Source organism: Vibrio sp. 704 (assembly GCF_033339295.1).
The window spans coordinates 94,909-114,398 of the sequence record NZ_JAWOUH010000014.1 but is presented as its reverse complement, the minus strand read 5'-3'; the positions used below and the strand labels follow the sequence as shown (position 1 = coordinate 114,398).

21 protein-coding genes are annotated in these 19,490 nt (G+C 44.2%); 6 read left to right on the top strand and 15 right to left on the bottom strand.

The features are described from left to right. Both R7R24_RS17645 and R7R24_RS17640 read right to left on the bottom strand, forming a co-directional pair. The coding region (locus tag R7R24_RS17645) for a YggN family protein (RefSeq protein ID WP_318119570.1) at positions 1-683 on the bottom strand (683 nt) is incomplete at its 3' end. A 61-nt stretch (positions 684-744) separates the two neighbouring features. Beyond that, on the bottom strand, positions 745-1,224 hold the full coding sequence (locus R7R24_RS17640) for a GreA/GreB family elongation factor (protein ID WP_005380280.1): 480 nt from the start codon (positions 1,222-1,224) through the stop codon (positions 745-747). Positions 1,225-1,300: 76 nt separating this feature from the next. On the opposite strand from R7R24_RS17640, the gene R7R24_RS17635 reads away from it, so the two are divergent. Next, positions 1,301-3,226, top strand: coding sequence for an ATP-dependent DNA helicase RecQ (locus tag R7R24_RS17635; protein ID WP_054577579.1), 1,926 nt, complete (start codon positions 1,301-1,303; stop codon positions 3,224-3,226). On the opposite strand, the gene dinB is transcribed toward R7R24_RS17635, so the two are convergent. After that, a complete protein-coding gene (gene dinB, locus R7R24_RS17630; protein ID WP_025768236.1) occupies positions 3,223-4,287 on the bottom strand; it encodes a DNA polymerase IV in 1,065 nt (354 codons plus the stop codon). The genes R7R24_RS17635 and dinB overlap by 4 nt on opposite strands. A gap of 76 nt (positions 4,288-4,363) precedes the next feature. Further along, positions 4,364-4,597: a DUF2789 domain-containing protein gene (locus tag R7R24_RS17625; RefSeq protein ID WP_005380277.1), complete on the bottom strand. Its 234-nt coding sequence runs from the start codon at positions 4,595-4,597 to the stop codon at positions 4,364-4,366. 187 nt (positions 4,598-4,784) lie between these two features. On the opposite strand from R7R24_RS17625, the gene R7R24_RS17620 reads away from it, so the two are divergent. Next, positions 4,785-6,002, top strand: a complete 1,218-nt coding sequence (locus R7R24_RS17620; RefSeq protein WP_005380276.1) for a response regulator — start codon at positions 4,785-4,787, stop codon at positions 6,000-6,002. Between the two features lie 158 nt (positions 6,003-6,160). Here R7R24_RS17620 and nqrM read toward each other — a convergent pair whose 3' ends face one another. The 9 genes from nqrM to bolA form a co-directional block, all read right to left on the bottom strand. Then, positions 6,161-6,394 (bottom strand): (Na+)-NQR maturation NqrM, encoded by a 234-nt coding sequence (gene nqrM, locus R7R24_RS17615; protein ID WP_005380273.1) that lies wholly within the window; start codon positions 6,392-6,394, stop codon positions 6,161-6,163. A gap of 22 nt (positions 6,395-6,416) precedes the next feature. Further along, positions 6,417-7,421: an FAD:protein FMN transferase gene (locus tag R7R24_RS17610; RefSeq protein WP_005380272.1), complete on the bottom strand. Its 1,005-nt coding sequence runs from the start codon at positions 7,419-7,421 to the stop codon at positions 6,417-6,419. A gap of 157 nt (positions 7,422-7,578) precedes the next feature. Further along, positions 7,579-8,802, bottom strand: coding sequence for an NADH:ubiquinone reductase (Na(+)-transporting) subunit F (gene nqrF / locus R7R24_RS17605; RefSeq protein ID WP_005380271.1), 1,224 nt, complete (start codon positions 8,800-8,802; stop codon positions 7,579-7,581). A gap of 33 nt (positions 8,803-8,835) precedes the next feature. After that, a complete protein-coding gene (nqrE, locus tag R7R24_RS17600) occupies positions 8,836-9,432 on the bottom strand; it encodes an NADH:ubiquinone reductase (Na(+)-transporting) subunit E (protein WP_005380270.1) in 597 nt (198 codons plus the stop codon). 7 nt (positions 9,433-9,439) lie between these two features. Further along, a complete protein-coding gene (locus R7R24_RS17595; RefSeq protein ID WP_005380269.1) occupies positions 9,440-10,072 on the bottom strand; it encodes an NADH:ubiquinone reductase (Na(+)-transporting) subunit D in 633 nt (210 codons plus the stop codon). Beyond that, positions 10,072-10,842, bottom strand: a complete 771-nt coding sequence (locus R7R24_RS17590) for a Na(+)-translocating NADH-quinone reductase subunit C (RefSeq protein ID WP_005380267.1) — start codon at positions 10,840-10,842, stop codon at positions 10,072-10,074. Before R7R24_RS17590 ends, R7R24_RS17595 begins: the two co-directional genes overlap by 1 nt. After that, a complete protein-coding gene (locus R7R24_RS17585) occupies positions 10,832-12,076 on the bottom strand; it encodes an NADH:ubiquinone reductase (Na(+)-transporting) subunit B (RefSeq protein WP_005380265.1) in 1,245 nt (414 codons plus the stop codon). Before R7R24_RS17585 ends, R7R24_RS17590 begins: the two co-directional genes overlap by 11 nt. 5 nt (positions 12,077-12,081) lie before the next feature. Next, positions 12,082-13,422: a Na(+)-translocating NADH-quinone reductase subunit A gene (locus R7R24_RS17580; RefSeq protein WP_005380264.1), complete on the bottom strand. Its 1,341-nt coding sequence runs from the start codon at positions 13,420-13,422 to the stop codon at positions 12,082-12,084. Between the two features lie 474 nt (positions 13,423-13,896). Continuing rightward, the gene (gene bolA, locus R7R24_RS17575; RefSeq protein WP_005380262.1) at positions 13,897-14,205 is read right to left on the bottom strand and encodes a transcriptional regulator BolA; all 309 of its coding nucleotides are present in this window, start codon (positions 14,203-14,205) and stop codon (positions 13,897-13,899) included. 243 nt (positions 14,206-14,448) lie between these two features. Here bolA and R7R24_RS17570 point away from each other — a divergent pair, with 243 nt between their 5' ends. From R7R24_RS17570 to R7R24_RS17555, 4 genes are all read left to right on the top strand, one after another. Then, the gene (locus R7R24_RS17570) at positions 14,449-15,603 is read left to right on the top strand and encodes a methyltransferase (RefSeq protein ID WP_005380260.1); all 1,155 of its coding nucleotides are present in this window, start codon (positions 14,449-14,451) and stop codon (positions 15,601-15,603) included. A 32-nt stretch (positions 15,604-15,635) separates the two neighbouring features. Next, a complete protein-coding gene (locus tag R7R24_RS17565) occupies positions 15,636-16,205 on the top strand; it encodes a YajG family lipoprotein (RefSeq protein WP_005380259.1) in 570 nt (189 codons plus the stop codon). Beyond that, complete coding sequence (locus tag R7R24_RS17560; protein WP_005380258.1) at positions 16,205-16,750, top strand: peptidylprolyl isomerase; 546 nt, start codon at positions 16,205-16,207, stop codon at positions 16,748-16,750. The genes R7R24_RS17565 and R7R24_RS17560 overlap by 1 nt, the downstream gene beginning before the upstream one ends. Positions 16,751-16,821: 71 nt before the next feature. Further along, positions 16,822-18,174 carry an AmpG family muropeptide MFS transporter gene (locus tag R7R24_RS17555; protein ID WP_005380257.1) on the top strand — a complete coding sequence of 451 codons (1,353 nt, stop codon included), beginning with the start codon at positions 16,822-16,824 and terminating at the stop codon, positions 18,172-18,174. Between the two features lie 63 nt (positions 18,175-18,237). Here the strand turns inward: R7R24_RS17555 and R7R24_RS17550 are convergent, their stop codons facing one another. Both R7R24_RS17550 and R7R24_RS17545 read right to left on the bottom strand, forming a co-directional pair. Further along, entirely contained in the window at positions 18,238-18,897 is a 660-nt protein-coding gene (locus R7R24_RS17550) for a ChrR family anti-sigma-E factor (protein ID WP_005380256.1), read from the bottom strand. Further along, positions 18,894-19,478: an RNA polymerase sigma factor gene (locus tag R7R24_RS17545; protein WP_005380255.1), complete on the bottom strand. Its 585-nt coding sequence runs from the start codon at positions 19,476-19,478 to the stop codon at positions 18,894-18,896. The genes R7R24_RS17550 and R7R24_RS17545 overlap by 4 nt, the downstream gene beginning before the upstream one ends. Positions 19,479-19,490 lie beyond the last annotated feature (12 nt).

Genomic DNA, 19,490 nt, shown 5'->3' with positions numbered 1-19,490 from the left:
TGCCCTGCCATGTCATCCAGCGAATCGCACAAGTCTTCTGCTTGTTGTTCTACCTCTTTTGAATGCTCGGCTAAACGCTCTTCTACTTTCGCGCTGAGTTCAGCCATACTCTCTGATAATGCAGTGAGGTTTATCCCTCCCTCTTCCTTCATTTTTTTCGATAAAGCATCCAACGAACTGGCTAAAAACTCTTTATTGAAGATCTCTTGTGCTTTTGCAAAGTCTTCAGTCCACCCTTGTGTCATAGACTCAAAACTCTCCGCAGGCAGGATGAAATCACCATCTTTGTAGTAACGTGATTCAACATCAGCGAAAAAGTCCTTTACTGCGACTTTTACATTATCAAACGCACCAGGTGCATCGAGGCTTTCCGCAACATCATCAATAATATCATTCGCAAGCGCTAAACCATCACTCGCCAATTGCTTTGCTTGTGGAATATACGCGTTCATTTTTTCGCGATAGTCTTCAATTGCCGCTTTTTGGTCGGCATTGAGTTCAATTAGCTCACCTTTGATGAAGAGGTTGTTATCCTCATCCACGACAGCTTTATCACCTGTCGTTTGGCGAATTTCCAAGCTTTGCCCATCCATACGGACTTCATTATTGATGTCCACACGACACTGCGCTGCATAACCAGTAGCACTGACCATCAGCAATGAGAGTGTAAAAAGCTTTTTCATGTCATTCTCTTTTATTTAACATTACTCGTGTTAAACATAACACTGAGTGATACATGAGATGTCAGCAAATCGTCACGACTTCGTAACAAGTTGTTTTATCTCCTATTTTCACGTCAACCTCATCACCCTCTTCTTTCCCGAACAACGCTCGACCCAGAGGAGATTTGGCTGTTAAGACAAAGACTTCCAGAGTCTGATATTGAACAGTCAAACCACCAGAGCAAGGGCCTACAAAGAAGTGCTTTTCGATCAAATTCTCATCTGCGAGAACAACGTAAGCACCAACACCAACAGGCGCATTCTTAAAGTTACGAGTCACTAAAGAACGATATTGACGCAACTCCTCTTCACTATCTTGAATTCGCATGGCTTGTCCATGAGCAAGATACGCGGCTTCAAGTGCCAATGTATCGTACTTGTGCTCGGGAACAGTTTCTTCATCTGTGGCGGCATCGATAGCTCGCTGAGCCGATGAATGGGCAACTTGAAGTTTTTCTTCCAGATGTTGGATGATAATTTGGACTAAGTCAGCTTTGTTCATACTTTTAGGACGCGCGTTTAGTATTCGGGGTGTGTTAATGTAGCCAAGTTTACCATCAAAGAAAGGTTTCCCTATTATGCAAAGTGACTCGCTGCATCAAACACTTCAATCTGTATTTGGTTTTGACTCATTACGCCAAGGTCAGCAACCCGTTATTGAAGCCGTTATGAATGGTTACTCTGCTGCGGCTATCTTTCCTACAGGCTCGGGGAAGTCACTCTGTTATCAACTACCTGCAACCATATTACCCAACCTTACGTTGGTGATCTCTCCGTTGTTGGCGTTAATGAAGGATCAACTGAGCTTTTTACAAAGTAAAGGAATCGCTGCCGCTTCTATCGATAGCAGTCAAAGTAGAGAAGAAGCACAAAAGGTCATGGCTGGCGTGAAGAATGGACAAATCAAAATCTTGATGATTTCTGTTGAGCGGCTAAAAAACGAGCGTTTTCGTGAATTCGTTCGCCAAGTACCGATTTCTTTGATGGTCATTGATGAAGCGCACTGTATTTCCGAATGGGGGCATAACTTTCGTCCAGATTATCTCAAACTACCGCAATATCAACGTGAACTGAACATCCCACAGTCTTTACTTCTCACCGCAACGGCAACGCCTGCAGTTATTGAAGACATGCAAAAAAAGTTCGATATTGCCAGTGAACATATTACCGTTACAGGCTTCTACCGCCCCAATCTGGATATATCGGTGATCCCGTGTGAGGAAACAAAGAAACAAGAACAGCTCAGTGAGATCATCGCCTCTTCACCTAAGCTTCCGACCATCGTATACGTGACGCAGCAGCAAACAGCAGAACGAGTAGCAAAGTCATTAATCCATATTGGCATTAACGCTCACGCATACCACGCTGGCATGAAAAGCGACGTTCGTGCACAAATCCAACAGCAGTTCATGGATGGCCAAATTGACTGTATTGTTGCAACGATTGCATTTGGTATGGGGGTCGATAAATCTGATATTCGCCGCGTCATTCACTTCGACTTACCCAAATCAATCGAGAACTACGCACAAGAGATTGGACGTGCAGGCAGGGACGGGAAACGCTCTGAGTGCATTCTGCTAGGCAATACGTCCGGCTTAACGGTGTTGGAGAATTTTGTCTATGGTGACACACCAGAATTTGCGTCAATTAACTATGTAGTCGAGCAAGCGAAAGAACATGCTCCACAATGGGAGGTAGTGCCACTGCGTTTGTCGCGTGAAAGTAATATCCGCCAATTGCCACTCAAAACCTTGTTGGTTTATTTGGAGCTACATAACGTCATTGAAGCAAAGTACAGTTACTTTGCAGAATATCGGTTTAAGTTTTTGCACGATCAGCAATTTATTGTGAATCAATTTCAAGGCGAGCGACGTCAATTTGTGGAGGCTATTTTTTCCTGCTCACAAAAAGCCAAAGTGTGGTGCCAAGTTGATCTAGAAGCGCTATGGATGAACTATCAATCGGAACGCAGCCGAGTTGTCGCAGCGCTCGACTATTTTCACCAGAACGGCTGGATAGAACTAGAGAGCAAACAACTGACGGACGTGTACTCAGTTATGCCAACCAAACAGAGCTCGGATGTTTTAATCCAACAACTGTCTGAACTGTTCCAATCCAAAGAAAGCAAAGATATCGAAAGAATCCACACCATGCTGCACTTGTTCCAGTCCGAGCACTGTTTGAGCTCACAATTGGCGAACTACTTTGCGGATCACGATGCACCAAAGCAATGTGGTCACTGCTCCGTGTGTCGTGGTCACGTCGCCACATTCACAGCACCAGAACCTGAAGATATTGAACAATCTCAAGTATCGATATGGGCGCAGGAGTTTATTCAGCTTTCCCCATCGGCCATCAGTAATGATGCCGTTGCTCGCTTCTTGTGCGGAATCAGCACTCCTTTGATTAGCCAGCTAAAAGCCTCAAAGCTAGCAGGTTATGGTGCAATGGCAAACGTAAGTTTTGAGCAGGTATTAACGCAGGTAGAAACGGTAAGGGCCTAAAAAAAGCTCAATTGACGCGCTTGGTCTTCGGGCTTGAGCATCACGTTCAAGCCTAAAAGGCGAATTTCCCGTCCATTTTGGCGTTTAAGAATATCTCTTAGCAAGATCTTGAAGTCCTCAAGCTCTAATTGCGGATGGATGTGCTCAATTGTTGTCAGTTGAAAGTCGGCAAATTTGACTTTAATACCTTGTTTAATAATCGACTTATCTGGGCTTGCACGCTCTAAACGTTTCTCGAGTTCAGGATAAAGTTTCTCCTCAATCACTTGCCAACATTCATCATAGGTTGCGATGTTCTGGCTGAATGTCCTTTCCACACCGACGGACTTTCTCTCGCGCTCAACAACGACTTCTCGATTATCAATTCCATGGCTTCGCTGCCATAAGGAGGCACCCTGACGACCAAACTGCCTCAACAACTCTCGATAGTCACTGTTTTTAATGTCCTCACATCGATAAAAACCGGCTTGGTGGAGCTTCTCAAGACTCACCTTCCCCACACCAGGAATGTTCTCTAGCGGAAGACTATCGATAACCTCTTGGACTTTCTCTGGCGGAATCACAAACTGACCGTTGGGCTTGTTCATGTCTGACGCGACCTTGGCAAGAAACTTTATCGGAGCAATGCCCGCCGATGCCGTCAACCCAAGTTCACTCCAGATATCGCGGCGAATTGACTCTGCGATCAACGTAGCGGAGCCACGGCAAGCTGTCGAGTCCGTGACATCGAGGTATGCTTCATCCAATGAGAGAGGTTCAATGATAGGCGTATAACGCTCAAAAATAGCACGAATCTGCTGAGAGACTTGCTTATATACATGCATTCTACCGGGCACAACCAACAAATGAGGACAGAGTTGCAGCGCGCGCGCCGTTGACATTGCACTGCGAACACCATATTTACGCGCATCATAATTACAGGTGCTAATCACTCCACGCTGCTTTTCATGTCCGCCAACAGCGAGTGCAATGCCACGGTAACTGGGGTTATCTCTCATCTCTACGGCAGCATAAAAACAATCCATATCGACATGAATAATTTTTCTAATTCGATCTGACATAGCCATCAAAGCACTGTTCAAAAAAACAGTATAAATCAAATCTACCTTAAGAGAAATGGGCGTGTTTAAACGAACGTCAATCTCGAAGCATTACGTCCAATTGATCGACCAATTCGGCCCAATCTGCATCTTCTTCGATGGCTTGTTTTAGAAAGTTCGCCTGTGACATCGTCCAAAAGCTAGCTTCATGTAAAGGCGCAGAATCTCTTTTGTGTCGATGTTGATTAATAAAATCTTTCATTTCTTGAGGAGAGCTACCGAGGCCCAGTTGTTGAAATAGCTCAGCCATACCATGTTGATGCATTTCCATACTACTTTCTCCCTACGTTAGCTAAACATAATTATATAACTAAGACAGGAATAATGATGTGATGTTAACGGATGCGTGTCAAACATTTGAGTAGTTGTTCTACTTTTGGTTGACATGTGTTTTTTGATGGCGATAAGTTTAATTTTAGTTATCATTGATTTTAAACAATTAATTTTGGGGACTGCGCTTGAGTAATAAGATTCTGGTTGTTGAAGATAGTCGTGCATTTAAAAACTTTCTTTGCCAAACAATAAGCCAAGCTGGTTATGAGGTCATCGCAGCGGAAAGCTACGCGGAGGCAAAGAACTTGTTATCTTCAGCACAGGACCTCTTCTGTGCGGTTTTAGACTATTGTTTACCGGATGCTCAAGATGGCGAGATTATTGACCTCGTTTTGGAACATGGTCATCGTGTCATTGTTTTAACGGCTCGATTTCAAGAAGACACTCGCGAAAAGATGCTTGCAAAAGGTGTCCTCGACTATATTTTGAAAGACAGCATGGCGTCCGTTTCCTATCTATTACCACTCCTCAAGCGACTAACCAACAATCAACAACACAAATGTTTAGTCGTTGATGATTCACACACCGTAAGAAGACACATTGCCCAACTTTTGGAGCATCAATATATTCAGACGTTGGAAGCTGACAATGGGCAAAAAGCCCTAGAGCTTGTCGAGCAAAATCCAGATATCACTCTCGTTTTAACCGACCATGATATGCCCGTTAAAGATGGCATTACTATGGTGCGTGAATTACGTCGGAAGTGGGATAAAAATCAATTAGCCATTCTCGGCTTGTCGGGTAGTAACTCTAAGACCATGACGGCTAGGTTTCTAAAAGCAGGGGCCAATGACTTTTTATACAAGCCATTTAATCAAGAAGAATTTTTTTGCCGTATTCACCAACTGTTAGATATCAAAGACGCAACATCTGAACTGTTTAAAATGGCAAATCAAGATGCGCTAACGGGCTTATGGAACCGCCGCTTTCTGTTTGAGCAACCCCATGTAGAAAACGCTCAAAGAAACATCGCGATGCTTGATATCGATTTCTTTAAGCAAGTAAATGATACACACGGACATGAGGGCGGCGATGCAGTGTTAGTCATGATAGCGAATATTCTAAAAATCTATTTTCCAAATGATATTGTCGCTAGGCTTGGTGGCGAGGAGTTTTGTATTCAAGCCAGTGGCGACTATGACGGCTTTCTAACACGCTTAGAACAAATGAGACAGCGCATAGAAAAAACGCCAATAACTTATTTGGACAAAAACATTCTTGTGACCGCGAGTATTGGTGTAAGCAACATCGAGGGGGAGCTGGAACAACAAATAAAAGTGGCGGATGAGCGACTTTACATGGCCAAAGAGAACGGACGTAACCAAATCATTTCTTCGTCCTAATGACTATCAGTGTGGTCTTGCTCTGTAACATGAGAGAAAGAAACAACAAAACACGGTATTGGGCTCTTTCTCGGACATCTGAGCTTTGGTTAGCTGCCTAAAAATAAAGCTCAGCAGAACGCTGAGCTTTATCACTTTCTTAGTACGATTAACCAATACTAAGCAATTCTATCTTTTTCCCACGCAGCCAATTTCTCAGCACGCGCAGCCTCGCGCGCTTCACGTTTTTTACGCGCATCGCAGGGTTCTGGACAATTACACACTTTTTCGATGCCAACTGCCCCTAAGCCACCACAGCTACCTTTCACGACTTTCTTTTGGAAAATGTATCCGACAGCCATTGCAGTGATTACCGCGACAAACACAGCAAAGGTAATTAGAAATGTATTCATAAAAACATGCTCACTTCTGTTGTTATTTCTTCATGAATGGCTTGTATGCTTCCGAAGCCAACTCTTTAAAACCATCTTCCGTTTTCACAATCATGAAAACAGGAATATTATTTTCGTTCGCAATTGCCATGCCTTTGTCTTCACCTAGCACCATAAGACCAGTTGCAAGACCATCAGCAGTCATCGACGATTTATCTAATACCGTTACAGACACCACTTTATGATGAATTGGTTTGCCTGTTCGTGGATTAATAATATGAGAGTATCTCACACCATTACTCTCAAAGTAATTACGATAGTCACCACTTGTTGCAATTGCCATGTCGCCTGGTTCAATAATTTCTTGAATTGAACGTTCATCAACGGTCGGTTTTTCAATTGCGATACGCCAAGGCACACCTTCACGATTGACACCTTTGAGACGCATTTCACCGCCAACTTCGACCATAAAGTTCTGTACCCCTTCAGATTGAAGGTAGTCAGCAACCACGTCAACCCCCCAACCTTTCGCAATCGTCGATAGGTCGACGTACAAGTTAGGAAGGTCTTTGGACAGTGTATTACCATCAACAGATAGGTGGTGAATACCGGTATTTGCTTTGCGAGCAGCGAGTTCTTCATCGGTTGGAACTACATCTGGACGAGCTTCTGGACCAAACCCCCACAGGTTAACTAGAGGGCCGACCGTCACATCCAATGCACCTAAAGTAAGACCGTTAAGGCGAATTGCTTCTTTCACTACCGTTGCAGTTTGTGTCGAAACTGTAAATGGCTCGCTCGTTTGATGCTGATTAAAACGACTTAACTCTGAGTCGTCACGATAGGTCGACATTTGGTCATTAACCTCTTCCAATAAGCGATCAATTTCTGTCTGCATCGCTTTTGGCGTTGGAATACCATCTTGCTCGATATACTTGATGTTGTAAGAAGTCCCCATGGTAGGGCCACTTAAATGAATTTGATCGGCAGGCTGCTCACAGCCAGCCAAAATCAATAGAGAAGCAAATGCAACAAGCCACTTTTTCACTTGTTAACTCCCAATGTTGTTGAATTGATATGGGAAATAGGATCAATCCTTTCAATCCGATTACCTATATCAACTGTTGAGTATCAGTTTTATGTCTATAAAAAATAATGGCTAGCTCTCTTGGAGAGCTAGCCATAGATTCAATCACTTGGAGGAATTAACCACCGAAGTCATCTAGTAGGATGTTTTCATCCTCTACACCTAGATCTTTTAGCATGCCGATTACAGCAGCGTTCATCATAGGTGGACCACACATGTAGTATTCACAGTCTTCTGGCGCTTCGTGATCACGTAGGTAGTTCTCGTAAAGAACGTTGTGAATAAAGCCAGTGTAACCATCCCAGTTATCTTCTGGAAGTGGATCAGACAGTGCACAGTGCCATACGAAGTTGTCATTCTCAGCTTGTAGCATATCGAAGTCTTCTACGTAGAACATTTCACGCTTAGAACGTGCGCCGTACCAGAAAGACATCTTACGCTTAGAGTGCAGACGCTTAAGTTGGTCGAAGATGTGTGAGCGCATTGGAGCCATACCAGCACCACCACCAACGAATACCATTTCTGCATCTGTATCTTTCGCAAAGAACTCACCAAATGGACCAGAAATAGTACACTTGTCGCCTTCTTTTAGAGACCAGATGTACGAAGACATGATGCCTGGTGGTACGTCTGGGTTGTTCGGCGGCGGAGTTGCGATACGAACGTTAAGCATGATGATACCGTGCTCTTCTGGGTAGTTAGCCATAGAGTATGCACGAATGGTCTCTTCATTAACTTTAGACTCGTAACGGAAAAGGTTGAACTTCTCCCAGTCTTCACGGTATTCCTCAGGAATATCGTAGTCTGCGTATTTCACGTGGTGAGCAGGAGCTTCAATCTGGATGTAACCACCAGCACGGAAAGGTACTGATTCGCCATCTGGAATTTGTAGCTTAAGCTCTTTGATGAATGTCGCTTTGTTATCGTTAGAGATAACAGTACATTCCCACTTCTTAACGCCGAAGATTTCTTCAGGAAGCTCGATATCCATGTCAGTTTTCATTGCAACCTGACACGCTAGACGCTCACCTTCACGCGCTTCACCTTTAGTAATATGGTCAAGCTCGGTTGGTAGGATGTCGCCACCACCTGATTTAACTTTTACGCGACACTGACCACATGAGCCACCGCCACCACAAGCAGAAGATACGAATACGCCAGCACCTGCTAGAGCACTCAGTAGCTTACCACCTGGTTGTGTAACGATCGCCAGAGAAGGGTCATCGTTCACAGAAATTGTAATGTCACCTGTTGGTACAAGCTTAGACTTAGCGAAAAGAATCACTAGTACTAGTGCTAGTACGATCAGAGTAAACATCACTACACCAAGAATAATGTCCATTGACTATTCCTTAATTGTTGCGGTTTACCCGACTTACAGTTGAACACCAGAGAAAGACATAAAGCCTAACGCCATAAGACCTACAGTGATAAATGTGATACCAAGACCACGTAGACCTGGAGGTACGTCAGAGTACTTCATCTTCTCACGGATACCTGCAAGAGCAACGATTGCTAGCATCCAGCCCACACCAGAGCCGAAACCGTAAACGATCGATTCAGCAAAGTTGTAGTCACGTTGTACCATGAAAGATACACCACCGAAGATTGCACAGTTTACTGTGATCAGCGGTAGGAAGATGCCTAGCGCGTTGTACAAAGGTGGGAAGAAACGGTCTAGGACCATCTCTAGAATCTGTACAAGTGCTGCAATTACACCGATAAAGGTGATGAAGTTTAGGAAGCTAAGGTCCACGCCCTCAACTAACGCGTTCTCTCTCAGAACTAGGTTGTATACCAGGTTGTTCACAGGAACAGCGATAGTCAGAACTACCACAACTGCAACACCTAGGCCGAAAGAGGTCTTAACCTTCTTAGATACGGCAAGGAAAGTACACATACCTAGGAAGAAAGACAGAGCCATGTTTTCGATGAAAATCGATTTAACTAACAGACTAATGTAATGTTCCATGACGTCCTTACTCCTTCGCTTCTACTTGTTCTGGTTTCAGAATACGGATTACCCAGATAAGGAAGCCGATTAGGAAGAATGCTGATGGTGCTAGTAGCATTAGGCCGTTAGGCTGGTACCAACCACCGTTGCTCACTAGAGGTAGAACTTCTAGACCAAATAGTTTGCCTGAGCCAAATAGCTCACGGAAGAAACCTACAGTGATAAGAACGAAGCCGTAACCTAGACCGTTACCAATACCGTCAATAAGAGATGGTACTGGCGCAGACTTCATTGCGAATGCTTCAGCACGACCCATTACGATACAGTTAGTGATAATCAGACCAACGAATACAGATAGCTGTTTAGAGATATCGTATAGGTAAGCTTTTAGCACTTGGTCTACCACGATTACTAACGATGCGATGATTGCCATCTGAACGATGATACGCACACTGTTAGGAATGTGGTTACGGATCAATGAAACAGAGAAGTTAGACAACGCAGTTACAAATGTTACCGCTAGTGTCATTACAAAAGCTGTTTCTAGTTTAGTTGTTACTGCAAGAGCAGAACATACACCAAGAACTTGTAGCGCGATTGGGTTGTTATCCAACACTGGCGCTAGGATGCTCTTTTTAACGTTTTGTGCACTAGACATTAGTTAAGTTCTCCGTCACGAACTTTTGCTAGGAAAGGACCAAAGCCCATATCACCTAACCAGAAGTCAAATGTGTGTTGAACACCATTACTAGTGAGCGTCGCTCCTGATAGGCCATCAACACCGTGCTCAGAACCTTGCGGTGCGCCGCCTTTCACGACCTTAATCGCTGGCTGGTGATCTTCATTGTACAATTTCTTGCCAATGAATTGATCGCGCCATGAAGGGTTCTCTACTTCACCACCAAGTCCAGGAGTTTCACCTTGCTCGTAGTAAGTAATAGCAGACACAGTGTTACCATCAGTTTCAACGGCTACAAAGGCATACATCATCGACCATAGTCCTTTACCGTGCATAGGCAGGATAACTTTTTGGACTTCATCTTGATCTTTTACAAGGTACACCACTGCTGTATTCGCGCGACGACGGATATCAGCTACGTCTTCTTCTGGTGTCAATGCGATTGAACGTTCTGCATCTTTTGATGCTTCACGTTGATCGTACGTAGATGCATTACCCTCAGTAAAGTTACCTGTTTCAAGGTCTACTAGACGAGGTTCGATGTACTCAGCAAATAGCTCTGGTACTTTCTTACCGTTTGCGTCAATGCCTGCAACTTCAACGATCTTTGATTGCTTATCTAGGACAGCGTTAGCTTTTTGCTTATCACGCAGACCTACTGCTGCTGTTGATACGATGATTGAACAAACAAGGCTCAACCCGATAACAACACCCAGCGTCTTTTTAATGCTGTCGTTATTACTTGCCATAGCGTGCTAGTCTCCGCTTGATGTTCTTCTCAATCACTACATGGTCGAACAGAGGTGCGAATAGGTTCGCGAATAGAATCGCCAGCATCATACCTTCTGGGTACGCTGGGTTAACTACACGGATCATCACACACATTGCACCAATCAGGATGCCGTACCACCATTTACCTTTGCTAGTAAATGACGCTGATACTGGGTCCGTTGCCATGAAGAACATACCGAATGCAAAACCACCTAGAACTAGGTGCCAGTGCCATGGCATATTAAACATTGGATTAGTGTCAGAACCGATCACGTTAAACAGAGTCGATACTGCGATCATACCGATCATCACACCCGCAATGATGCGCCATGAAGCGATTCGCATGTAAACGATCATCGCTGCACCGATCATTAGAGCTAGAGTCGATACTTCACCAATAGAGCCAGGGATGTTACCGATGAACGCGTCCATCCAAGTGATAGGAGCGCCAGTTACTGTGTTAACTAGAGCACCGTTACCACCTTGAGCCCATTGGCTAAGAGCAGTTGCACCAGAGAAGCCGTCAGCTGCAGTCCATACTACGTCACCCGAAATTTGCGCTGGGTAAGCGAAGAATAGAAATGCACGACCTGCAAGTGCAGGGTTAAGGAAGTTACGACCTGTACCACCGAAGATCTCTTTTGCTACAACAACACCAAATGTGATACCTAGTGCCGCTTGCCATAGAGGTAGCGTTGGTGGAACGATAAGTGCGAATAAGATAGAAGTTACAAAGAAACCTTCGTTAACTTCGTGTTTACGCACCATACAGAACAACACTTCCCAGAAGCCACCAACAATAAATACTGTTGCGTAGATTGGCAGGAAGTAAGTCGCACCTAGTAGCATCTTACTGCCAACACCCGCTTCCGCACCGATAGTGCCGCCAAGCATTTCTGTTAGCCAGTAGTGCCAGTTACCTGCGATAACTGTCGCTAGTTGGTCACCAGCGTACATGTGGTTAAGTGCTGCAATAGCTTGGCCACCTGCGTTGTACATACCCCAGAACATTGCTGGGAATACCGCAAACCAAACCATGATCATGATACGTTTTAGGTCAACGCTATCACGAACGTGCGAGCTTTTATTTGTTACGATACCTGGCGTGTAAAAAACTGTTGCTACAGCTTCGTACAGGGCAAACCATTTTTCGTGTTTGCCACCAGGCTCAAAATGATGCTCGATGTCTTCAAGAAACTTTTTAAGAGCCATGAAAATTACCCTTCCTTCTCGATAGTATCTAGGCATTCACGAAGTAACGTACCGTACTCGTACTTACCTGGACATACAAAGGTACACAATGCTAGATCTTCTTCATCCAGTTCAAGCGCACCCAGTGCTTGAGCACTGTCTGTGTCGCCGGCACATAGATCACGAAGCAGCAAAGTAGGCTCCATATCTAGAGGCATTACGCGTTCGTAGTTGCCAATTGGAACCATTGAACGATCACTACCATTGGTCGTCGTTGTCATATTGAACAACTGACCTTTGAATACGTGACCAAGGAAAGAGCGAGTTACCGAGAACTTATTCTTACCAGGCATTGCCCAGCCAAATAGTTCTTTTTCACGGCCTTCACGTAATACAGAAACCTGTTGATGGTAACGGCCAAGGTATGCGTGTGGACCAGTTGCATGTGTACCTGTTAGTACTGAACCAGAGATCACACGAACTTCGCCAGGCATCAGCTCGTTATCTGTTAGGTCATCTAAGCTTGCACCCATTACGGTACGAACTAGACGAGGGTTATTCACAACTGGGCCAGCTAGAGACACAACACGATCTGTGCATAGCTCACCAGTTAGGAACAGCTTACCGAACGCGATAACGTCTTGGTAGTTGATGCTCCATGCCACATTCTCTGCATTTACTGGGTATAGGAAATGCATGTGGGTGCCAGCAAGACCTGCTGGGTGAGGGCCATCGAAGACGTGTTCTTCTACGTTAGACTGTGAAGAGCGTGGCAAGCTAGTGCCAGATTTACATACGTAAACCTTGCCTTCTGTCAGGGCTGAAAGAATGTCTAGACCAGCAATGAATGCTTCTTGTTGCTCATTAATGATCAACTCAGGCTTAGCTGCTAGTGGATTAGTATCCATTGCAGTTACGAAAATAGCCTTAGTAGAAGACTCGATTGCAGGAACCTTGCTGAACGGACGAGTACGTAAAGCGGTCCATAAGCCAGAGTCAACCAACTGAGTCTTGATCACTTCACGATCTAGACCTGAAAGTTGAGCGGCTTCGAACTTATCAAATGTCACCTGCTCTTCACCTGCCACTTCAATCACTACAGATTGAAGGACACGTTTAGCGCCACGGTTAACTTCGATCACTTTACCGGCTGCTGGTGCAGTAAATTTCACGCCTGGGTTCTTTTTATCTTCAAAAAGAACTTGCGCTTTTTTCACTTCATCACCAACGCGGACATGCATGGTAGGTCGCATGCCAACGTACTCTTCGCCAAGCAAGGCGACTTTTTTGATGGTCTTACCATCATTAATCACCTGGGATGGAGTTCCTGCGATAGGAAGATCCAAGCCCTTCTTTATTGTAATCATACGCACTTGCACTACTTTTATCGGGAAAAAGATTCTTTTGATTGCGTAACTTTTAGACACGACATCAGTGTCCGGTTTTGATGTTGTTTTAAACATCAAAATCGCAACATCCTATTAAAAACCTCGTCACAAGGAATACGCGAGATTTATCAGGTGCCGTAGTCTAGCATTTTTTAGGAACTTGATGCCATGATCAATCATTAGAATAGAGGGGTTATTTCGGTAGAATCAGGTCTAAAAGGTCAAAGAATAGTCATAACTTTGACCCATCGCACAAATGCCATATTCCATACATATCTTATGGAAAAGTGATATTCATCGCCTGAAATATTCTGCAATTTCCATTCATTTGTTGAAACACTGTTAACACATTTTTTAACCAGAATTTGTTCCACGTTAACGTCCCTTAAGAATGTAAAACGAAAAAAGATGGCCTTAAGCCACCTTTTCTCTGCACCTTTATATCTTGCGTTTTTAGTGACCACCACCCATACACATCGGGCTATCAGGGGCGCCATCTTGTTCACGCTTCCACTCTTCATCAGTGTATGTATGAATAGCTAATGCATGAATGTGGTTGTCCAGTTCATCTGCCAAAATTTGATGAACTTGACGATGGCGCCCAATCAAACGCTGTCCCGCGAACGAATCACTCACAACAATCACTTTGAAATGACTCTCTGAGCCTGGTGGCACATTATGCATGTAGCTCTCATTAATGACTTTGAGATAGCTGGGTTGCAGCTCACTGTGTAGTTTCTTCTCTATGATTTCTTGGATCATATTCGTTCCTCATTGATGCGAATTCCATAAGTATATACCTAAGTAAAGCAGACATGCATCACTCAAACGTCACTCTCATTATTGACGCACTTTGTAGACATATTGTCTCAAGGCGCTTGACTCCACGAACATGTCTAAAGAGCAGCCATCACTGAACTCGTAAAATTTGACAGCTTTTTGTATCTCGACACGTCATCATTTGCGACAATAACACTTAATTTCTAAATCAACTTACATTTAGCTATGAAAACCGAACTGAACCTTCACGAGCGAAGCTTAACACTTCATCGTTTCCCAAAACGTAGTAACGAAACGCTACAAGCGTGGGATGCCGGTGATGAGTATCTTATTAATCATGTTGAAGAGCTTGCTTTGCCAGACAATCAAAACATCCTCGTGATTAATGACAGCTTTGGTGCCCTCTCCTGCTGGTTTTCGGAAAAGCACCATGTAACGCTAATGAGTGATTCATTCATCTCACATAAAGGTGCACAGCAAAATCTCGAGCAAAACCAGTGCAATAAAGTAGCGTTTGCCACCACGATGGACCTCGTTCCTGCCAATATTGATCTCGTCTTGCTGCAACTGCCCAAAAGTAACCGCCATCTAGTGTGGATACTAAGCCAATTAAGAAAGGCGCTACCGGCTTCCTGCCCCGTCATTGCAGTCAATAAAGCGAAAGACATTCATACTTCGACGCTAAAACTGTTTGAAAAATACTTAGGCGAAACAAAAACATCTTTGGCCTGGAAAAAGCACAGATTGGTGTTTTCTCAAGCAACAGTTGAGCCTACGATTGAAGTAATGCCTTTCACGACTTGGCGCGTTGATGGCGAAGATATCGAACTCAAGAACATGCCAAATGTCTATTCAGGAGAAAGTTTAGATTTAGGTGCACGCTTTATGCTGCAGCACCTGCCTCAAGACCCTTCAATAGACAATGTCATCGACCTCGGCTGCGGCAATGGTGTTCTGTCTGTTAAATTTGGTCAGTTGAATCCAAATGCTCGGCTAACATGTGTTGATGAAAGCTTTATGGCGCTTGAGTCGGCAAAACAGAACCTACGCGACAACCTTGGTGAAAATAGAGACATACAGTGCATAGCGAACAATTGCTTGGACGGTTTTAAACACAGCAGCAGCTCTATGGTTATGTGTAATCCACCGTTTCATCAACAACAGGCAATCACCGATCATATTGCTTGGCAAATGTTCTGCGATGCTAAACAAGTATTAAGTGAAAATGGCCGTTTACTGGTTATCGGAAATCGTCACCTCGGGTACGACGCAAAACTCAAACGTCTGTTTGGCGATAAAAATGTGAAACTTATCGCTTCCAACAATAAGTTTGTGATTTTACAGGCTACAAAAAATCCTGCTAAATTAAGCGCAAAATAAGCTTTAGCAAAATAGTTAAAAGGAATAATAAAATGAGAAAATTGGTACTTGCGGCTTCGGTTGCGTTGCTTGCTGCGTGTTCAGCCCCTCAACAACCTCAGCTGAACCTGATGCCAGAAAGCACATTGAGCACCAATCCAATTGTTCAAGGCAAGACTTACAGTTTGACCAGCAAAGATGTACGTGCAGCGCAGTACGTGGCGTTGGTGGATAACGGCCGTTCGAACATTCTTCCTCTTCATGCTAAACAGAATTTACGTATTGCGTTAGAAGAAGCATTAGAGAAGCAATTCTCATCTCAAGGTTTCCATGCGGATCTAAACAGCAACAACGCGATTGAATTGAGCGTTCAAGAAGCGTTGGTCAACGTGAAGCATTCGGTGATGGAAAATGAGATGGATGCTAAAGTTGTGCTGGAAATCACAGCAGAGACACCTGAGGGCAAGCTAGTCAAAACTTATACAGGTACAGCAAAGCGATCTGGCACATTGAGTGCTTCTGATGCCGATATTGAAGAGACATTGAATGATGTGGTGACATTGACGCTTAAAGAGATTGCCAATGACCCTGAGCTTCGTCAATACATGCAGGAGCGTTTCTAATGTTACGCAAAGCGATTCTGTCCTTAGCACTACTCAGCTGCAGCGTTTGGGCTGGACCAAAAGTAGCGTTTGAAACGACACTTGGTTCATTTACGGTTGAGTTAAACGAAGAGAAAGCACCTATCACTGTCGCTAATTTTCTAAAATATGTAGAAGATGGGAGCTACGAGGGTACTATTTTTCATCGTATTATCCCAGGCTTCATGGCACAAGGTGGCGGCTTTAACCAAGATATGCAGATGGTGAAAACATACGCGCCAATCAAAAACGAAGGAAATAATGGTCTAAACAATGACCGTGCTACCATCGCCATGGCACGAACCAATGCACCAAACTCTGCAACTCGTCAGTTTTTCGTCAACTTAGTCGACAATGACTTTCTCAACTATGGCGCTCGACCACCAGGTTATGCTGTATTTGGTGAGGTTACTGAGGGGTTCGACGTTATCCAGAAAATGGCTCAGCAGCCGACCACGACGGTAGGCCGAATGCGTGATGTACCAGAGACGCAAATCGTCATCACCAAAGCTACACTACTTAAATAGCCAAAACGATAAGCCCTTTGAATAATCGAAGGGCTTTCTCTTTCAACGGCTTCATTTTATTGGATTGATTTATGTCTTCATTACCTTCCATCACTTGGTTGGAAACGGTAAAAAGTTACCTCGATAAACGACTCATGTGGGTTTTCATGCTGGGCTGCTCTAGCGGCTTTCCGTGGGTTCTTATCGGTTCAAACATGTCAGGTTGGCTAAAAGATGCCGGCTTGACCCTCTCCGCAATTGGCTATTTTGGTAGCGTTTTTGCGGTCTATGCGATCAACTTTCTGTGGGCACCTCTGGTTGACCGCGTGAAGCTGCCAGTCCTCTTTAGACTGCTGGGGCAAAGACGTAGCTGGATTTTCTTTTGTCAAAGTATCGTACTCGTCGCTACCCTATTTATTGCCGGTGTTAATCCAGCGGAAAACTTGGTGTTTGCGTCACTACTCGCCTTGTGTATTGCAACGGCTTCAGCGACACAAGACATCGCAATTGATGCTTTTCGTATTGATACTTTCCCAAAGTCAGAAGAGTCTAAACTGCCTCAAGCTTCTGCAATGGCGGTCATTGGCTGGTGGACAGGTTATTCACTACCGGGTTATTTAGCGTTTGTTAATGCTGACAGTGTCGGTTGGAATGGTGTGTATTACGGGATGGCGGTGATAGTCGGCATTCTAATGGTCTTTACGATTTTAGTCGGTGAACCTAAGACTCAACGCGAACAACTTCAGTCTGCCGCTGAACAACGCCACAAAGAAGTGGTTGGTTCGAAAGTCGTAGCTTGGTTTACCGTGACTGTTGTGGAACCTTTCCTTGATTTCTTTAATCGCAATGGTGTCCGTGTCGCGATTACTCTGTTGCTGTTCGTTTTCCTATTTAAAATTGGCGAAGCGTTTTTGGGCAGGATGTCGATCGCGTTCTACAAAGATATTGGTTTTAGCAATGAACAAATTGGCTATTACTCCAAACTGATTGGTTGGGGAGCCACCATCTTCTTTACTTTTGTCGGAAGCATGTTCAACGTTAGGTTTGGTATTGTACGTGGATTAATGATCGGTGGTATTGCTATGTCTGCCAGTAACTTGATGTTTGCTTGGATTGCTTCGGTAGGCCCAAACGAGCACTTGTACTTAGCCACGATTATTGTCGATAACTTTACGACTGCTTTCTCAACTGTCGCTTTTGTTTCATTTTTGACGATTCTAACCGGACAAGCATTTTCGGCAACTCAGTATGCGTTGCTTGCTTCTCTAGGAAACTTCGGACGGACGACTCTTGCTTCTTTCAGTGGCGAGCTAGTGGATTATCTTAATGATTGGAGCACATTCTTCGTGCTTACCGCTGTCATGGTCGTGCCAAGCTTGATTATGTTGTACTCGCTACGACATTACTTTGATGCTCTATTGGAAAAAGCACGTCACAAGCATTAACGAAACATATAAAAAACCACCGAATTCGGTGGTTTTTGTTTTGCGAGATATAAGATAAGAGGTCTATGGGTATAACCCTTTACCAAACATATTAAATATACGTGCCACGCCTTGAGTAAAGATCATCGGCTCAGTCAATACGGTTAAACACAAGCAGTCTTCTCCGGCCTTAGTGTAAGGGCTGTGCTTCACTGATGCGTCTCTAATCATCAAATCGCCCTCTTCATATTGGCCATCCTCGTCACTAAATCCGCCATGCAGGATCAATGTAGACTCCAGGCCTTTGTGCGTATGTTGAGGAATTTGCACATCTTCCCCGATGTACATTAAGCTGACACGAGCGTCTTCCCCTAGGTCAATCTGAGCACTAAAAACCTTGCCTCCGTAACTTCTCCATGACCCTACGAGGTCAGAGAAACGCGCTAGAGTTTTAGGAAGAGCGAAACTTTTTCCTGCGACATTAACAGCAGCAGAGTCGCGGATCACGATATTATCAGTCGCTGGCTCCGCATTGATGATGTCATTAAACATGTCGTCAAATTCAGAAACATACTCAGAAGGTATGTCACTTACGATGTTCGCTTGACTTGCTTCGACTTGGTTCACATAAGCTCGGCACTTGGTGCATGTTTCTAAATGGGTTGCGACCACAAGACCAGAAACCGCATCAATGCTTCCCGAAGCGTATGCTTCTAACAAGCTGTTATCTGGGTGTTTGTTCATAGTTGCTCCGTATGCATTGAATGCCTTAGCTTTTCTACTGCAAGCCTCAGCCTGGATTTTACAGTACCGAGGGGTATATCAAATAATTCCGCGACCTGTTGATGAGGTAGCTCTTCAAGATATACCGCTTGTAAAACATCTCTCTGGTTTTTCGGTAATATATCTAAAAACTTAACCACCTGTTCTTTCAACATATCTTGTTCTGGTGAATAGTGATCAACAAGATCAGGTGGATAATACTCTGACGGCCAAATGTCATCAGAATGAATGTGTAATTCCTTACCTTTCTGTTTTCTCAGCAAATCAAAACAAAGGTTTCGGATTATGGTATATATCCAAGTCGATAACGCGCTCTTTTCACCATCATAGAGGTGCGCTTTCTGCCAAACTGTCGCCATGGTCTCTTGCACCATCTCCATAGCAACTTGCTCATTACCAACATGTTTGTAAGCGAATTGCTTCAGCTTGGGTGCGTAAAAACGGAATACAAAAGCGAACGCATCTTTGTCTCGAGCCTTCACTTTATCCATGTAATCGTTCCAATCACTGCGCCCCAGTTTTTTCGGGCTATCACTCATCATAATCGGCCTTAA

Excerpts from the sequence above, each read along its gene's own strand:
- R7R24_RS17640 (WP_005380280.1), bottom strand. The coding sequence starts at position 1,224 with ATGAACAAAGCTGACTTAGTCCAAATTATCATCCAACATCTGGAAGAA.
- R7R24_RS17635 (WP_054577579.1), top strand. The coding sequence starts at position 1,301 with ATGCAAAGTGACTCGCTGCATCAAACACTTCAATCTGTATTTGGTTTT.
- dinB (WP_025768236.1), bottom strand. The coding sequence starts at position 4,287 with ATGTCAGATCGAATTAGAAAAATTATTCATGTCGATATGGATTGTTTT.
- R7R24_RS17625 (WP_005380277.1), bottom strand. The coding sequence starts at position 4,597 with ATGGAAATGCATCAACATGGTATGGCTGAGCTATTTCAACAACTGGGC.
- nqrM (WP_005380273.1), bottom strand. The coding sequence starts at position 6,394 with ATGAATACATTTCTAATTACCTTTGCTGTGTTTGTCGCGGTAATCACT.
- nqrF (WP_005380271.1), bottom strand. The coding sequence starts at position 8,802 with ATGGACATTATTCTTGGTGTAGTGATGTTTACTCTGATCGTACTAGCA.
- nqrE (WP_005380270.1), bottom strand. The coding sequence starts at position 9,432 with ATGGAACATTACATTAGTCTGTTAGTTAAATCGATTTTCATCGAAAAC.
- R7R24_RS17595 (WP_005380269.1), bottom strand. The coding sequence starts at position 10,072 with ATGTCTAGTGCACAAAACGTTAAAAAGAGCATCCTAGCGCCAGTGTTG.
- R7R24_RS17590 (WP_005380267.1), bottom strand. The coding sequence starts at position 10,842 with ATGGCAAGTAATAACGACAGCATTAAAAAGACGCTGGGTGTTGTTATC.
- R7R24_RS17585 (WP_005380265.1), bottom strand. The coding sequence starts at position 12,076 with ATGGCTCTTAAAAAGTTTCTTGAAGACATCGAGCATCATTTTGAGCCT.
- R7R24_RS17580 (WP_005380264.1), bottom strand. The coding sequence starts at position 13,422 with ATGATTACAATAAAGAAGGGCTTGGATCTTCCTATCGCAGGAACTCCA.
- bolA (WP_005380262.1), bottom strand. The coding sequence starts at position 14,205 with ATGATCCAAGAAATCATAGAGAAGAAACTACACAGTGAGCTGCAACCC.
- R7R24_RS17570 (WP_005380260.1), top strand. The coding sequence starts at position 14,449 with ATGAAAACCGAACTGAACCTTCACGAGCGAAGCTTAACACTTCATCGT.
- R7R24_RS17565 (WP_005380259.1), top strand. The coding sequence starts at position 15,636 with ATGAGAAAATTGGTACTTGCGGCTTCGGTTGCGTTGCTTGCTGCGTGT.
- R7R24_RS17560 (WP_005380258.1), top strand. The coding sequence starts at position 16,205 with ATGTTACGCAAAGCGATTCTGTCCTTAGCACTACTCAGCTGCAGCGTT.
- R7R24_RS17555 (WP_005380257.1), top strand. The coding sequence starts at position 16,822 with ATGTCTTCATTACCTTCCATCACTTGGTTGGAAACGGTAAAAAGTTAC.
- R7R24_RS17550 (WP_005380256.1), bottom strand. The coding sequence starts at position 18,897 with ATGAACAAACACCCAGATAACAGCTTGTTAGAAGCATACGCTTCGGGA.
- R7R24_RS17545 (WP_005380255.1), bottom strand. The coding sequence starts at position 19,478 with ATGATGAGTGATAGCCCGAAAAAACTGGGGCGCAGTGATTGGAACGAT.